General features: G+C 45.7%; 17 protein-coding genes. 5 read left to right on the plus strand and 12 right to left on the minus strand.

The window, feature by feature from the left end; genetic code table 11:
• Both ASN18_RS02620 and ASN18_RS02625 read left to right on the plus strand, forming a co-directional pair.
• A complete protein-coding gene (locus tag ASN18_RS02620; protein ID WP_085051050.1) occupies nucleotides 1–921 on the plus strand; it encodes a cation diffusion facilitator family transporter in 921 nt (306 codons plus the stop codon).
• Nucleotides 914–1,768, plus strand: a complete 855-nt coding sequence (locus ASN18_RS02625) for a cyclic nucleotide-binding domain-containing protein (protein WP_085051051.1) — start codon at nucleotides 914–916, stop codon at nucleotides 1,766–1,768. The genes ASN18_RS02620 and ASN18_RS02625 overlap by 8 nt, the downstream gene beginning before the upstream one ends.
• Here the strand turns inward: ASN18_RS02625 and ASN18_RS02630 are convergent.
• Genes ASN18_RS02630 through rpmE form a run of 4 tightly spaced genes read right to left on the minus strand, consistent with a single transcriptional unit; the run spans nucleotide 1,731 to nucleotide 4,570 of the window.
• Nucleotides 1,731–2,396: an L-threonylcarbamoyladenylate synthase gene (locus ASN18_RS02630; protein WP_236861458.1), complete on the minus strand. Its 666-nt coding sequence runs from the start codon at nucleotides 2,394–2,396 to the stop codon at nucleotides 1,731–1,733. The two genes, ASN18_RS02625 and ASN18_RS02630, sit on opposite strands and share 38 nt — an antisense overlap.
• On the minus strand, nucleotides 2,386–3,456 hold the full coding sequence (gene prfA, locus ASN18_RS02635) for a peptide chain release factor 1 (protein ID WP_085051053.1): 1,071 nt from the start codon (nucleotides 3,454–3,456) through the stop codon (nucleotides 2,386–2,388). The genes ASN18_RS02630 and prfA overlap by 11 nt, the downstream gene beginning before the upstream one ends.
• Entirely contained in the window at nucleotides 3,453–4,352 is a 900-nt protein-coding gene (locus ASN18_RS02640) for a DUF1385 domain-containing protein (protein WP_236861459.1), read from the minus strand. Before ASN18_RS02640 ends, prfA begins: the two co-directional genes overlap by 4 nt.
• Nucleotides 4,353–4,363: 11 nt before the next feature.
• Nucleotides 4,364–4,570, minus strand: coding sequence for a 50S ribosomal protein L31 (gene rpmE / locus ASN18_RS02645; protein WP_085051054.1), 207 nt, complete (start codon nucleotides 4,568–4,570; stop codon nucleotides 4,364–4,366).
• A 143-nt stretch (nucleotides 4,571–4,713) separates the two neighbouring features.
• Here rpmE and ASN18_RS02650 point away from each other — a divergent pair, with 143 nt between their 5' ends.
• The 3 genes from ASN18_RS02650 (at nucleotide 4,714) to ASN18_RS02660 (ending at nucleotide 7,013) form a co-directional block, all read left to right on the plus strand.
• A complete protein-coding gene (locus ASN18_RS02650) occupies nucleotides 4,714–5,310 on the plus strand; it encodes a Uma2 family endonuclease (protein ID WP_085051055.1) in 597 nt (198 codons plus the stop codon).
• Between the two features lie 350 nt (nucleotides 5,311–5,660).
• Entirely contained in the window at nucleotides 5,661–6,263 is a 603-nt protein-coding gene (locus ASN18_RS02655; RefSeq protein WP_085051056.1) for a GDSL-type esterase/lipase family protein, read from the plus strand.
• Between the two features lie 18 nt (nucleotides 6,264–6,281).
• Complete coding sequence (locus ASN18_RS02660) at nucleotides 6,282–7,013, plus strand: Bax inhibitor-1/YccA family protein (protein WP_085051084.1); 732 nt, start codon at nucleotides 6,282–6,284, stop codon at nucleotides 7,011–7,013.
• An 81-nt stretch (nucleotides 7,014–7,094) separates the two neighbouring features.
• Here ASN18_RS02660 and ASN18_RS02665 read toward each other — a convergent pair whose 3' ends face one another.
• Genes ASN18_RS02665 through ASN18_RS02700 form a run of 8 tightly spaced genes read right to left on the minus strand, consistent with a single transcriptional unit; the run spans nucleotide 7,095 to nucleotide 15,434 of the window.
• Nucleotides 7,095–7,742 (minus strand): DUF4276 family protein, encoded by a 648-nt coding sequence (locus ASN18_RS02665; protein WP_085051057.1) that lies wholly within the window; start codon nucleotides 7,740–7,742, stop codon nucleotides 7,095–7,097.
• A 2-nt stretch (nucleotides 7,743–7,744) separates the two neighbouring features.
• The gene (locus ASN18_RS02670; RefSeq protein ID WP_085051058.1) at nucleotides 7,745–9,229 is read right to left on the minus strand and encodes an AAA family ATPase; all 1,485 of its coding nucleotides are present in this window, start codon (nucleotides 9,227–9,229) and stop codon (nucleotides 7,745–7,747) included.
• 22 nt (nucleotides 9,230–9,251) lie between these two features.
• Nucleotides 9,252–9,884, minus strand: coding sequence for a Smr/MutS family protein (locus tag ASN18_RS02675; protein WP_085051059.1), 633 nt, complete (start codon nucleotides 9,882–9,884; stop codon nucleotides 9,252–9,254).
• 29 nt (nucleotides 9,885–9,913) lie between these two features.
• A complete protein-coding gene (locus ASN18_RS02680; protein ID WP_085051060.1) occupies nucleotides 9,914–11,695 on the minus strand; it encodes a M3 family oligoendopeptidase in 1,782 nt (593 codons plus the stop codon).
• Between the two features lie 5 nt (nucleotides 11,696–11,700).
• A complete protein-coding gene (locus ASN18_RS02685; RefSeq protein ID WP_085051061.1) occupies nucleotides 11,701–12,036 on the minus strand; it encodes a Rieske (2Fe-2S) protein in 336 nt (111 codons plus the stop codon).
• Nucleotides 12,023–13,171: a glutamine-hydrolyzing carbamoyl-phosphate synthase small subunit gene (gene carA / locus ASN18_RS02690; protein WP_085051062.1), complete on the minus strand. Its 1,149-nt coding sequence runs from the start codon at nucleotides 13,169–13,171 to the stop codon at nucleotides 12,023–12,025. Before carA ends, ASN18_RS02685 begins: the two co-directional genes overlap by 14 nt.
• Entirely contained in the window at nucleotides 13,168–14,475 is a 1,308-nt protein-coding gene (locus ASN18_RS02695; RefSeq protein ID WP_085051063.1) for a dihydroorotase, read from the minus strand. The genes carA and ASN18_RS02695 overlap by 4 nt, the downstream gene beginning before the upstream one ends.
• Nucleotides 14,476–14,513: 38 nt before the next feature.
• Nucleotides 14,514–15,434: an aspartate carbamoyltransferase catalytic subunit gene (locus ASN18_RS02700; protein WP_085051064.1), complete on the minus strand. Its 921-nt coding sequence runs from the start codon at nucleotides 15,432–15,434 to the stop codon at nucleotides 14,514–14,516.
• Between the last annotated feature and the right edge of the window lies 1 nt (nucleotide 15,435).

Genomic DNA, 15,435 nt, shown 5'->3' on the forward strand with positions numbered 1-15,435 from the left:
ATGAAACAAAAAAACGCTGCAATAGTGTCTATAGTTTCCAATTCGTCCCTTGTGTTGTTTAAGATAATAGCCGGCATTATTACCGGCAGTGTAAGTATCATATCTGAGGCAATACACAGCTCTATTGACCTTGCCGCTGCTATAATGGCCTTTTTCAGCATAAGGCAGGCCGGTGTGCCGCCAGACTCCCGTCACCCCTACGGACATGGAAAGATAGAAAACCTGAGTGCCGTGGCAGAGGCCATGTTGATAATCCTCGCAGCAGTATTGATTGTCATTGAAGCAGTCGAGAAGATAAAGACAGGGGTTCAATTATCCATGCCCGGCGTGGCAATTGCGGTAATGGGCATCTCGGTTGTGGTTAATTTCTTAGTAGCCCGTTATTTATACAAAGTCGCAAAGGAAACCGACTCCCCCGCGCTTGAGGCAGACGCCAAGCACCTCTCGGCAGATATTTATAGTTCGCTTGCAGTATTGGCGGCTATTGTTTTAGTCGCACTGACAGGGCGTCAGATCCTCGACCCAATCGCGGCTGTTATTATCTCACTGTTTATCTTTTATGAGGGCGTTATGATAACAAAAAAATCTATCGGCTCTCTATTGGACAACTCCCTTCCGGAGGATGAGGTATCATCGATAAGGAAAATCCTTGAATCCGAATCTGGACATATTAAAGACTATCATGAACTGCGAACCCGAAAGGCCGGAAGTGAAAGACATATCGACTTACACCTTACCGTGTGCGCCAGCGAAACTATTAGCAAAACTCATGCTACAATGGATATAATAGAAAACAGAATCTCTATGCAGTTAAACAACTGTAAGGTGGTAATACACCCGGAACCTTGCAACGCTATGACAGATAGGTGCCCGGATGAGTGCAACTGGAATAAGGACAACGGAGGAATAAGGAGTGGATAAACATCTAAGTATTTTGATAGTTATACAACGTGACATCGCAGTCCGTGACGTTACAAAAGGCACGCTGAGGTACATCGGCTATACAAACATTAACACAGTAAATGACCCCAAAAATGTCGTCGAATTCCTGTTACGTGAAAAATGTGATTTGATAATCATAGACTACGACTCCATTGAAAACTCAAAGACAGATGTACTAAGCGCAGTTAGATCTAACCCTGCCCTGACCACTAAGCGCATAGTCCTGCTCTATAAGGATGACCTTGAGGCCGGTGAATTAAAACAGCTCTATAACGACGGTGTAAGCTCAATTTTAAAATTCCCATTTCAGATGACAGACGTCCAAAAGTCTATAGCTGATGCCACAAGGAGTGAGTCCTCTGTGGTGGCCGAAACGTATGCAAAAATAAGACAGTTGGATTTCTTTTCCTTTATGACCGATGAGGACATTGTAAAACTCCTCCGGATGAGTAAACTCAGGCGCTATAAAAAAGATGAGTTTGTATTTGACGAAGGTGAGCCAGGTGACAGGTTTTATGTAATCGTCGATGGCTCTATTTCTATTTATAAGGAATTGGAAGATGGTAATATAGAACGCCTTGCGCAGCTTGACAGGGGAGAGTGTTTTGGAGAGATGGCCCTGCTTGAGGACTCCACACGCTCGGCAAGGGCAGTTGCAAACGAGGAAATTATGCTCTTTGAGCTTGACAAGGCCATTATGAACAGCTACGACGACATAATAACGTTGAAATTGTATAAGAAATTTGCCTATATATTTAGTGAGCGCCTGAGAAGGGCAGACAAAAAAATCAGAGACCTTGCCCTGTATTCATATAAAAGTCCGTAAGGTCTACCGCCCCTTGCCTGATAACTGTTATTTGTCCGTCTGAGACTTCAACGATTGTCGATGCGGGGGCGCCGGTGGTCTTACCGCCGTCGATTATCATGTCAATAGAATCGCCGAAATAGCCGATGACCGTTTGTACATCAGAGGCAGGCGGCTCGTTTGATATATTCGCACTTGTTGCGGTTATGGGAAACTGGACATATCTGGCAAGCCCAAGGGCCGCCGAAGGGCCAGGCATACGCACAGCCACCCTGCCCTCTTTACCAGTGATAAACGACGACAGCCCGGGCCTGGCATTAAAGAGTATCGTCAACGGCCCGGGCCAGTATTTTCCTATCAATGCCAATGCCTCAGGCTCAATCCTGCTGACCAGTGTGTCCAGTTGATTAACATCTGCTGCGATAAGCGGAAATGGTTTATCAGGGGGTCTTCTCTTTAACTCCCAGAGCCGCCTGAGCGCCTCATCGTTATTAAAGGCTACCCCAAGTCCGTAGAATGTCTCAGTAGGATATGCGATTATCTTTCCTGCTTTCAGATAGTCTAATGCGGTCTCAAAGATAACATGTTCAGGGGTTTCGGCAAGTTTTATTAGTATCTTAGCAGGGGACACAACAGGGTTAAACTTCAATGTCCTGGAGTTTTTTGGCCTCGAAATGTGTCGAGAGTGTCTCTATGATCTCTTCCATATCGCCCTCGAGTACCTGTGTAAGCCTGTGCAGCGTAAGTCCTATTCTATGGTCTGTGACCCTGTTTTGAGGAAAGTTATATGTCCTGATGCGTTCGCTTCTGTCGCCTGAGCCTACTTGTGATTTCCTTGAGTCTGCGCGCAGACGCTCCTGTTTCTCTATCTCCATGTCGTAGAGCCGTGATCTGAGGACTTTCATTGCCCGAATCTTGTTTTTTAACTGGGAGCGTTCGTCCTGGCACTGGACGGTAACTCCGGTAGGGATATGAACAATCCTGATAGCCGAGTATGTGGTATTCACGCCTTGTCCACCCGGGCCTGAGGAGCAGAATGTATCTACACGAAGGTCTTTTTCATCTATCCGGAGGTCTATCTCTTCGGCTTCGGGCAGCACGGCAACGGTTGAGGCAGAGGTATGAATACGCCCGGAGGCCTCTGTAACCGGCACACGCTGAACCCTGTGTACACCGCTTTCATATTTCAGCTTGCTGTAGGCCCCGCGCCCTGAGATAGTGGCAGTCATCTCCCTGTTGCCGCCAATGCCCGTAGGATTGGAGTCAATTACTTCTACTTTCCAGTGTTTAAGTTCAGCATATTTCGAGTACATGCGAAATAAGTCAGTGACAAACAGGGCGGCCTCTTCGCCACCCGTACCGGCACGAATTTCTATTACGACGTTTTTGGCGTCGCGCGGGTCTTTTGGAACAAGCATCAGCTTTAGTTCTGTCTCGATTACTGGGATTTTGGCCTTGAGTTCATCTATTTCTTCTTTTGCCATCTCACGGAGTTCTTCGTCTGAGGCATCTTTAATTATCGCCTCTGCCGCCTCTAAGCCATCAAGCATCTTTCTGTAATTTTGTATTTTACCAATAAGAGGCTCAAGGTCGGCGCTTTCTTTTGAGTACCTTAGGTAGTCCTTTTGTGAGGACAGGACGTCAGGGTCTGAGAGTTTTGCTGTTATCTCCTTGTATTTTTCCTCTATTGCGTTTAGTTTTTCAATCATACGCTTTTCTCCATATCGGGCATTACTTCAGGCTTCAGGCCGGGGATGACTTCGGTCAGGGCACGCAGCGCAACCTCAACCTGAGAGTCATCAGGTTCCTTCGTAGTGATGCGCTGAAGCAGCAGACCCGGCTGAATCAGAAATTTTATTACCGGATTAGCGGTAGACTTGGCCGAATATCTTAATATCTCATAAGAAAGCCCGGCAATCATTGGTATCAGGACTACCCTTGATGCAAATTTCCATAAGAAATCCCATTGCTTCGGTATGATAGAAAAAACAAGGATACTCATCAGCATGACGATAAAGAGAAAGCTCGTGCCGCATCGCGGGTGGTAGGTGCCAAATTTTTGTATAGTTGCAAGCTCCATATCTGTCCCTGCTTCAAATGCAAATATGACCTTGTGCTCTGCCCCGTGATACTCAAATATCCTTCGCATGTCCTTCCACAAGCTTATAACAAAGACATATACGATAAAAAACACTACCCTGAGAATTCCATCAACGATATTAAAAAGAAATGAACTCTCGGCAACTGGCCTGAACCCCAGCGCTATGAGCTTTGTAAGATAAAGCGGCAAAAACAAGAAAATCCCTATAGCCATGACAAAGGCAAAGAGCATCGTCATCGTAATTGCTGCTGAACTCATGGGTTTCCCTTCGTCTTCGTCAAGTGCCTTTGAAGCCGAGTAATTGATAGCCTGAACACCTAGGGCCAAAGACTGATAAAGCGCGTAAATACCCCTGATAAACGGGGTCTTCAGAAACTTTGGCAGCGGACGCAACTGCTCCTTTTTAACGTGTATTACGCCCTTTGGGTCTCGCACGGCTACAGACCATAAGTCTTTCGACTTCATCATAACGCCTTCGATGACGGCCTGCCCGCCTACTTTCACGTCCGGGGCTGCTACTTCTTCGTACCTGCATACTTCTTATTAAACTTCTCTACGCGGCCTTCGGCGTCAACAATCTTCTGCTTCCCTGTATAAAAGGGATGGCATTTTGAGCAAATGTCCACGCTAATAGCTGGTTTTGTAGACTTGGTCTCAAACACTACACCACAGGCGCACGACGCCTTTGCCTCAATATATTTCGGATGTATTCCTTCTTTCAACGGCTGCCTCCTTAATCATATCAAATATAGAATGTTCATTATAACATATTTAGAGCGATTTTAAAAGCCTTAATTTACGCACAAAAAAATTGTGTAAATCCGTTGTATAGACAACCCAGCAGGCCTGATGGTAAAATACTGTTATGGAAATGCCAGACATACTTGAAGAGGACTTAACGGAGATTATAAACGGGGTTGAAGTGCTGACTCATCTACCTATATGTGGAACATTAGAACGAGACCTGGACTTAACAGAGATAATTAACGGGGAGGTTGTTGTGGGGCCAAGTCCATTTAGTAAACATCAGGGCATTGTTTTTAATTTGGCTGATATTATACGCCGCCACGTCAAGTCGAATCAGGCGTTAGGTAAGGTCTATTTATCCCCCCTCGATGTAATTTTTGAAGAAGGGATAAATCGGGTTCAACCAGACATACTGTATATCAGAAAAGAGAACATTGCTATCATACAGGATTGGATAAGGGGCGTACCTGATATGGTTTGTGAAATAGTCTCACCGTGGAGCTACGGCAGAGATACCGAAATTAAGAAGGCCCTATACGAAAAATACAGAGTGCCGGAGTACTGGATAGTCCTGCCTGAACTACAGACAATTCAGATTTTAACCATTGAAAACGATAATTATATATCACATTCCTTTGCAGCTGAAACCGGCACAGTTACTTCTAAGGTCATCGAGGGGCTGCAGGTCAATATCAATGATGTATTTGAGGGGTGAAAATATTCGCTCACGCCTATCACAAGGGCGTAACTATTCTTATATAAAGGGCGTAACTATTCTTATATAATCCTACCACCTCATCACATTCCGCACACTGATTTATCAGGTTTCTGCATCACAAAATATACTACCTTAAAACCATTATTTATTTCAATAATAAGTGAATAAAGAAATTGTTACAATCATAAGCGGATTTATAAATTATACTTATCTGATATTTCTGTTTTGGTAAGAACGGGATATTTTTACTTTGGCCTGACAGGTTGAAAACGACATCTTGACATTTCCGGCTTAAACTTCGTAGTATATGTATATTATAATTAATATTCACTTTGGAAGGTGATACAATGTCTAAGCTGATGATAGCTGCGTTTGGCGACAGCCTTACTGTTGGGTTTCAATCTCCGACGAGAGAAGAACCATGGTATCGTGAGACGCCTTATACGGACTTTCTTATGGAGAAAATGGATGGCAAGGCTGATTTTGTCGTCAAAGGGGTAAGCGGCGAATTAACCGAAGATATGCTCAGGCGTTATGACAGAGACATCCTGTCTGTTAAACCTGACTACGTGATAATACTTGGAGGCACGAACGATTTGGGCTGGTCTGTGGAGATAAGCGCCATAGTTTCTAATTTATACTATATGTATACGAGGGCGCTTAACGCTGGGATTATTCCCGTAGCCGTCAGCGTGCCTTCTCTAAGGGGATATGACCCTCTTATTGCGCCCAGGGTTGTCCTTAATAATATGATAAAAGAAAATGCGAAGGGGCTGAATATCCCATTTGCAGATTACTTTACAGCATCGAGCGAAACTCCGGTTCAACGCCTTGCCATTGAGTACTCTAACGACGGACTTCACCTCTCGACAAAGGGCTATGAACTGCTTGCCGATGTAATATACGACGAAGTTTTCTCAAAAATAACACCCCAAAATAACACTATTTAAGGAGGTATAAGACCAATGATGAAGACATCAAACCCTGCACTAAGGGTAAAAAGATCGACAGTGGCTTATGGAGCTGAAGGGGCAATGACAATAAACGGGGCAATCAATAAAACGGCCTTCATGCTGCTGCTCCTGCTGTTCAGTGCGTCGTGGACATGGAAGACATACTTCAATGAGGGATTGGCGGCAGTCACCCCATGGATGGTTATAGGTCTGGTTGGAGGATTAATCACAGCGCTGGTAACGATATTTGTAAACAAGTGGTCGCCAATAACAGCGCCGATATATGCACTGTTTGAGGGATTGTTCTTAGGCGGTATAACGGCGGTGTTCGAGCAAAAATACTCGGGGCTTGCATTTCAGGCCGTGGCGCTGACATTTGGTACACTCTTCATGCTGTTATCGGCATACAAGGCCGGAATAGTGCGGGCAACGGATAAGTTCAAGGCCGGTATCGTAGCGGCAACAGGCGGGATATTCATCGTCTATTTAGCGTCCTTTGTGTTGAGGTTATTCGGCGTGCAAATGCCGTTCATCTATGGAAGCGGTGTAATAGGCATAGGGTTCAGCGTTGTGGTAGTAGTAATTGCGGCCTTGAATCTGGTGCTGGATTTCGATTTTATTGACACTGCGGCAAGGGAACGCGCCCCGAAATATTTTGAATGGTACGGCGGGTTTGCCATAATGGTTACGCTTGTGTGGCTCTACATCGAGATACTGAACCTGCTTGCAAAATTAAGGGATAGATAATCAACGTAAAGGGCTGCGCTTGTGAGAGGGACGGCATTACGCGCAGCCCTGTTAGTTGGCCTTATTCTTTATTAACCAACTTTAAATCAGCTTCATTTTTCTTAATGCTGCCGTCAATTCTTCTTCGAGATGTTGAAATGCCGATAATTTCCTTAACGGTGAGAAATCTTCTATATTTTCTGCAACTTTGAATGCCTTTTCTGAAATGTCACGTTTGAATTGCTTTAACTTCCGCCCTCTGGTGTTTCCACTTGCAACTATTAGGAGTTTTTCCAACACATCCGTTAGATTTGGCTTGTCTTCTATTGTTTTCAAATATGGTAAATCAAGAACTACGCGATCATTTTTATTACCGGCAGCAAGACGTATCGCCGTTTCATCGAATAAAAGCCATGCCTCAGTCATTCTTACAGGAACAACACATACGGTTTGACGCCCTTTATATTTGGCAGAAATGTTTTTTATATCTTTGCGAATCTCAGATACTCGGTTATCATATGTATCGCCTTCAGCGTCGCGGTGAATGAAGAGAATCATGCTGGGATAGTTTACCATTGCCATTTCTATTTTCTTACCTAAGTCTTTTTGCTTTGGCATATTCCTGAAATCCGCATATTTCGCTTCAACTGCCTTATCGGGACAGTGCTGGTGAAGCAGCCATGTAAGGATTGGAATGAGCCTTCTGTCGGCGGTGCCATCTGACAGCAATGTATAAGTAATCTCGTTCATTGTTAATCCTCTGGATAAGACGGTAGGTATTCCTTTATATCTTTTCTATCGATGACCCGATTGTCGTTGATCTCGGATTCATAGGGCACTGGATTTAAATATGAAAGTATTGTCCCTTTGCACACAGGTTCGATTAGGGGCTGATTTGTTGCCCTCCATGTATCGGGCAACCAGCCAAAGCGTGCGGCTTTAAAACGCTTCTTATCCCTGATAATCTCTCTGAGTTCTGCAATCAGAAGGCTGTCATCGGGAACTTGAGCAACAACCGCCGGTGAGTGTGTATTAATTATGACCTGGCGCAGCGGGTTGCCCTCCTCTACTGGCAATGTCGCATCTGTGGCTATATATTTAAGGAGCTTTATCATTGCTGGTATTCGTGCAGGGTGAATACCATTTTCAGGCTCTTCAAAACATATAAGCCCTCCCATCTGCTCATCTGCCTCAATCACAGCAGCCGCCAAAAATCGCAGCGTTCCATCTGATAAATCGCGCGCAGTATATTTTGTACCACTACGGTCAGTCAGCTCAAGCGTCATTAGTTCACGTTTGTCGTCTCTGTCAACGCTTATTTCAGATACATCGTCTATGAGTTCTGACAGCCGATTGGCTATCTCCTGATAAACACGTGATTCGTTGTTATTTTTTGCTGCTGCTATGCGGTATAAAGTTGATGGAAGATAAGAGCCATAGTCCCCTAATTGTGTTGGGGCACCAATTTTATCAGGCTCGCGAAGGAGCAATGGATTTAGGAGCATCAATCTCCACGATTGCATTTCTTTTTTCGCCATTATCGTCGTGTATCTTTGAGCAGCATCCATTAAGGTTGAAAGCACAGTCCTTGGTAATGTCTTGGCAGGGATACCATTAACAAGAGTTCCACTGGCAGAAAATCCAGTGGCAGGCATCTGTGGCATTTCTCTATCAAATCCTTTACAATCCTCAACATGAGCTAATATATGATAACCATGTTCATTTTCTTCAGTTGAAATCAATGGTTTTTCTCTATTACCTATTAGTATTGAATCACGCCATACACTTTCATGAGGAAAAAGGAGGCGCTTAGAAACATCATCAAGTTTTATAGGGACAAGTTCTTCCTTTAATAATTCTATACCACCTTTACTTTCGTTAAATATAAGTTCAAGTGAATATTTAAGAAGAGTATTACTCGTCTTTATTTCCTGCCCTAATTCGTCTATTCCTTCTTTCGGGACAATCATCTCCGCTTCAAATGTCATTTTATTGCCGGTGTGTTCCCCATGCCTGTGGAATAGACTTTTTATTGCCGAAGGTGTGCCGTTATTATCGCGTACCGACATTGCGGCTTCTCTGAATGGTTTCTCTGCTAATGCGCTTAAGAATTGGATTGCGTCAAACAGGTTGGATTTCCCTACACCGTTTGCCCCGGCTATGCACGTAAACGGGCCGAAACTTATGTCTACATCTACCAGATTCTTAAAGCCTGATACCTTTAGTCTTGTCAGCACTTTTGTTTTCCCCTATTGTCTGTCACTTTAGCAACACATAGACCGCCCCAAGGCCGCCGTCACATCCTCTGGCAGTTGCAAATGCCTTGATGTGTTTTCTCATTCGCCCTGTCAGCCATTTTATCAGGGCGTCTTTCAGCACCGGACCGGACGGTGAACGCAGCCCCCTGCCGTGGATTATTTTCACGCATCGAAATCTGCGTCTCACAGATTCCACGATGAACTCTACTGTGATTATCTCCGCCTCCTCTAACGTATAGCCGTGTAAATCTACGTAATCCTGTACAGAAAACACACCACGGTGGAGGCGGTTTAACAGGTCTTTCCTTGCGGCGGGATTGCATCCTTCCCCCCTACCCGTTTCGGCCCACTCGACATACTCCTGCGTGTTTCGTATCTCAATCGGACTTTTGCCCGCTATGATTTTTACCAGCGTCTCCTGAGCCTCCAAATCGTTTGACGGACTCTGAGCCTGTGCAGTTACAGATGGGACTGAATAAGGGATTTCTCTGAACTCCCTTATCTCCCTGACACGCTCCATCGCCGCTGCGAAATAGTCTATATCGGTCAACTCTGGTTCAGGATTTGTTTTCTCTTCTTCGATGGTAATTTTTACAAGCGACTCAAACGGACGATATGTAAGTCTTCCTGACATAAATACCTCCCGATATATATATCTCTGAATTATAACAGCTTATCTATAAACCCGTCTATTACCCGAAAACCACCGTGCCAAAATCTGGAATCTGTTATATCAATACCGGCCTCATTCAATATATGCTGCGGCGAGGCCGAACCACCGTAAGATAATATCTTCAATAACTTATCAACAAACCCCCTGCCCTCTTCTTTGTACATGTTATACAGAGAGAGCGACAACAGCTCACCAAAACTGTAGGCATAGCAGTAAAACGGCGTATGAAATATGTGGGGAATCGCCATCCACTCGTGCTGAAAATCATCAGTAAGCTCCACTGAATCACCGAATTGTCTCCTCATCAGATTCAGATAGAGCGTGTTCAGCTCACCTGGGTTTGCTCCATCAGCAAGCAGCCCGTGTGCCTCGCGCTCAAACAAGACAAAATACGCCTGACGCAGCACCGTAGCATATATATCATCAAGGGCAGAGCAGACAAGGGCAGTCCTTGCCTCCTGGGTGCCTTCCTCCTGAAGCATTCGCTCAGTAAGCAGCATCTCCGAAAACACCGAAGCCGTCTCAGCAAGCGGCAGCGGGGCATGAAACGTCAACACCGAATGTTGCGCCGCGGCAAGGGCATGAACCGCATGTCCAAGCTCATGTGCCAGTGTGGCTACCTGGCGCGGTTTCCCCGTGTAGTTCATCAACACCCACGGCGTCATATTCGGCAGCACCCCGTAACAAAACGCCCCTGTCCTCTTATTTGGCCTGTCCTCAGCATCTATGCGTGCCTCATCAAACACCCTCTTTGCCAATGCCCCAAACTTCGGGGAAAATTTATTAAAACTGTCCAACACCGTCTCTACCGCAGTGTTGTATGGAATTATATGCTCATCGCCTCGTCTTACAGAGGCATATATATCATAGCGCCTGAGTTTTGGCAGACCCAGCAGCCTGCTCTTTATGTTGAAGTATCTCTGAAATACGTGGGATTCCTCCACGCATACTGGCAGCAGGGTGTCAACCACTGAGTTTGGTATATCATTGGCAAGATTGCGGACACTGATTGCCGAGTCGTGATTTCTAATCCTGACATGCTCCGATGCCCAATCGCGTACCCTGTAGGCGTACAGTTGTGACAGGAGTATTTCGTCGTTGCAGTAGACCCTGAAGAGTTCCTTATAGGCCGCCTCACGCAACACAGGGTTTGAATGATGCACATATGACATGAGGGCGTCGCGCGTAAGGGGTCTTATCATCTGCCCGTCCACCTCTATCCCGAATTCGTATTTGCTTGTGAGCATGTCATAGATTGTAATGACGGCGTTTATACCGTTTACGTCTTTGAGGTTTATGATTTTCTCTTCTGGTTCTGTTAAAGTGTGTTTTTTAAACGCACGTTCCCGCTCCAGATAATACCGTAAATCACCGGCGTGGCCCATCAGCCGCTGCGCGTCTTCATCCCCTATGGACTTCCACCACAGCCCCCAGAACAGTGTCTCATTATACATATCCGTCAACAGTTGCTCAATACGCCCCATAAACGTAAGCGCTGACTGACTTTGCGTATCCTCAGAAAACCACAACTGGCTGTACGCAGTCAGACGATTTGACTCAACTGCAAATTTCTCTATCAAACGAAGAAATGCCGTAAAGTCATCGCCAGACATGTCCTCAATAAGTGCATCTCTGCGCGAGACAATCTCTGAAACGAGTGATTTTAACCCACTGAGTATCTCCTCTGTCTCTGGCGCCTCAGGCGACACAAGAAGGTCTGTCAGCGCCCATTTAGTCTTTTCGTATGTGGCTGCGGCCTTGCTGTTATCCATATAATTCAGGACAGCTCCAGATAATCGCCATCAGCCTTTACGCTGTATGTTTTAAGGTCCTTAGCCCAGCCTAAATATTTTGATACCATTGCAAGGTCTTTTGACATACTTGCAACCCATGACAACATCCTGCCTGTTGTTACATCAAAAGACGCCCCGTGACATGGACATGTCACCGTGCTGCCCTTAAGCGTGCCCTTCTGAAGATGGCATCTCATATGCGGACATATGCCGCCAACAGCATAATAACTGCCGCCAACATTTGCTATTAAGACAGGTGTTTTCCCCTCCAAAACCTCTACCATAGTACCTTCTTTAATGCCGCCTCTATTGACTTTCATATTTGCCTCCCGTTATCATGTCCTTAAATCTCCTGAATAAATAGTTGGAATCGTTTGGCCCTGGTGCCGCCTCCGGGTGATACTGAACCGAAAATATGGGCAGTTCCGCGTGCCTTATTCCCTCGGCAGTGCCGTCATATAAGTTTTTGTGCGTCAGGACGGCCTGTCCTTTCAGGGATTCGACATCCACACAGTAATTGTGATTCTGTGAGGTTATCTCCACTTTTCCTGTTGCTAAGTCTTTTACGGGGTGATTGCCGCCGTGATGACCAAATTTTAGCTTATACGTCCGCCCTCCAAGCGCTAATCCGAGGATTTGATGCCCCAGACAAATACCAAAAATAGGTTTTTTCCCTATGAGCGCCTTCACGTTTCGAATCCCATAGGACACAGCCTCAGGGTCCCCGGGACCGTTACTCAATAATATCCCATCAGGACTCATCTCAAGCACCTCGGCGCTGCTTGTCTCAGCAGGCACTACGGTTAAGTCAAATCCCTCAGCAGCAAGATTTCTTAATATATTGAGCTTAACCCCAAAATCATAAACTACTACTTTAATGGTCTCATGATGAAGCGGCCTCACATTTGAGCTGCTGCCCTCATATCCCCAGACCTTTTCATGCCACTTATAAGATTTGTCCGTCGTCACCTCTTTGACTAAATCAATCCCGCCAATCCCTGAATGATCTCTGATTCTCTCAAACAGAGCCGCCGGTGTGTGGCGGGCATCCGTAGAGATTATCCCCATCATAGAACCACAGTCTCTCAAGCATGACGTAAGGGCACGCGTGTCTATCCCCTGAATTCCAACAATGCCGTGTTTAATGAGATAATGCCCAAGCGCCCCGTCAGACCGCCAATTGCTTGGGTAATCCAGATACTCCTTTACTATAAACCCCTCCACCTTTGGTGCGTCTTTTGATTCGATATCCTCATGATTGATTCCGTAATTCCCAATCTGCGTATACGTCATTGCCACTATCTGCCCCTTGTACGAAGGATCGGTCAATATCTCCTGATAACCCGCCATCGATGTATTAAACACCACCTCGCCTTCAGTCTCTCCCTCAGCGCCAAATGACTCCCCCTCAAAGACCAGACCGTTTGATAATACCAACAAGGCCCTTTTCTTCATATACCTTCCGCCATTAAACTATTATTAAGGTGATACTTCACCTTACCTTTACATATGGTTATAACTGGCATCCCGCTGAGACGCCAACCGTTGAATGGTGTATTTTTTCCTTTAGATACAAACTGTTCAGGGTCAACTATAAAGTCTTTGTTTAAATCTGCTATAACAATATCAGCCTCCACACCTTCTCTTAAACTGCCCTTACTAAGTCCCAATATCTGTGCCGGCCTTATGGTCATTTTTTCGATTAATTGGTTCAACGTCAGAAGCCCCCCTTTAACCAGCGCAAGGCTCAGAGAAAATGCAGTCTCAAACCCAGATATTCCAAATGCCGCCCTGTCGAACTCGCAAAGTTTATCATCTCTGTGGTGAGGCGCATGGTCTGTAGCGATGACATCTATGGTGCCGTCTATGAGACCCTCTCTAACGGCCTCTACGTCTTTTTTGGTTCTCAGCGGTGGATTCACCTTCGCGGCAGTATTATATCCGCCGGTCTCTGCCTCAGTTAAATGAAAATAATGAGGGCATGTCTCTGCCGTAACATAAATACCATCTCTTTTTGCCTCTCTGATGGCCCTTACCCCGCCTGCTGTTGAGCAATGGGCAATGTGCAGCCGACCGCCCGTCAGCGCGGCAAGCTCTATATCCCTTTTTATCGCTATTACCTCCGATGCCGCCGGTATTCCCCTCAGGCCAAGCGTTGTCGATAGATACCCCTCGTTCATAACACCGTTGTTTGAAAGTGATAAATCCTCGGCATGTGATATTATCGGCGATGAAAACACCTTCGAGTACTCAAGCGCACGGCGCATCAACAACGAATCAGTTACCGGTCTGCCGTCATCTGAAAATGCCACGCAGCCAGCGTCTTTCATCATGCCCATCTCGGCAAGCTCCACGCCTTCCTGTCTCTTTGTTATCGCCCCTATTGGAAACACGTTACAAAAACCCTCGGACAGCGCCTTCTTCACTATGAACTCCGCCACTGTCTCGTTGTCGTTTACCGGCTTTGTGTTTGGCATACAACAGACACTTGTAAAGCCGCCCTTAACGGCAGCCGATGTGCCGCTTTTTATGGTTTCCTTGTACTCAAACCCCGGCTCCCGTAAGTGCGCGTGCATGTCAACAAGCCCTGGAAAGACGTAAAGGCCGGAGGCGTCTAATACCCTTGTGATTCCCGGCTCGACTGTCGTGCCGGTATTCTCTATTTTTACTATCAAACCGTTTTCAATATATATGCTGCCTATGAAGTCTATACCCTGTGAAGGATCAACGATATGGCCTCTTCTAATAATTAAATCCATTGGTTATACCTCATATTTCAAGTGACTGTTTAGACTTGTCATTTGCGCGGTCTCGCACTGTCCAAAAGATACAAGACTGCCATTCTGACGGCAAGGCCGTTAGTAACCTGTGTGTTGATTACTGAGTGCCTGCTGTCGGCTACTTCAGAGGCTATCTCCACGCCGCGATTCATCGGGCCGGGGTGCATGACGATTACATCAGGTCTGGCCTTGCCAAGCCTTTTGAGTGTTAGCCCCCAGAACTTAAAGTACTCATCGGTCGATGAGAAAAAGCCGCCCGACTGTCTCTCCTGTTGTATTCGCAGCGTCATGATCACGTCTATGTCGGCAATCCCTGATTCGATGTCATGGTAAATCTCTGTCACATCATTTTCTATACCGGTTGGAATTAGTGTATGCGGCGCGATTAATCTTATATCTGCCCCAAGTTTTTTCAGACAGTATATATTGGACTTTGCCACCCTGCTGTGTGAAATATCTCCTACGATTGCTATTTTAAGCCCTGCAATAGTTCCCTTTTGTTCTTTAATCGTGAAGGCGTCAAGCAGCGCCTGTGTAGGGTGTTCGTTTATGCCGTCTCCGGCGTTGATTACGGAGGCCTTTGAAATACGTGATATAAAATGTGGTACGCCTGAAAACTGATGCCTGATGATTATAAAATCTATGCCATAGGACTCGATAGTCTTAATCGTATCGTACAGTGTCTCTCCTTTGGCAACAGAACTCGACGGCACTACAAAGTTGATTACGTCGGTACTCAGTCTTTTTTCTGCCAGCTCGAAAGATGTCTTTGTCCTCGTAGACGGCTCAAAAAACAGGTTCACCGCTGTCTTACCCCGAAGAGTGGGGACTTTCTTAATATCCCTCGATAAGACATCCTTAAAAGATGAGGCCGTATTGAGTATCAGCTCAATATCAGCCGTAGCAGCGCTTTTAATATCTAACAGGTCTTTATCCATG

Source organism: Candidatus Magnetominusculus xianensis (genome assembly GCA_001541255.1).
In the GTDB taxonomy this organism is placed as follows: domain Bacteria; phylum Nitrospirota; class Thermodesulfovibrionia; order Thermodesulfovibrionales; family Magnetobacteriaceae; genus Magnetominusculus; species Magnetominusculus xianensis.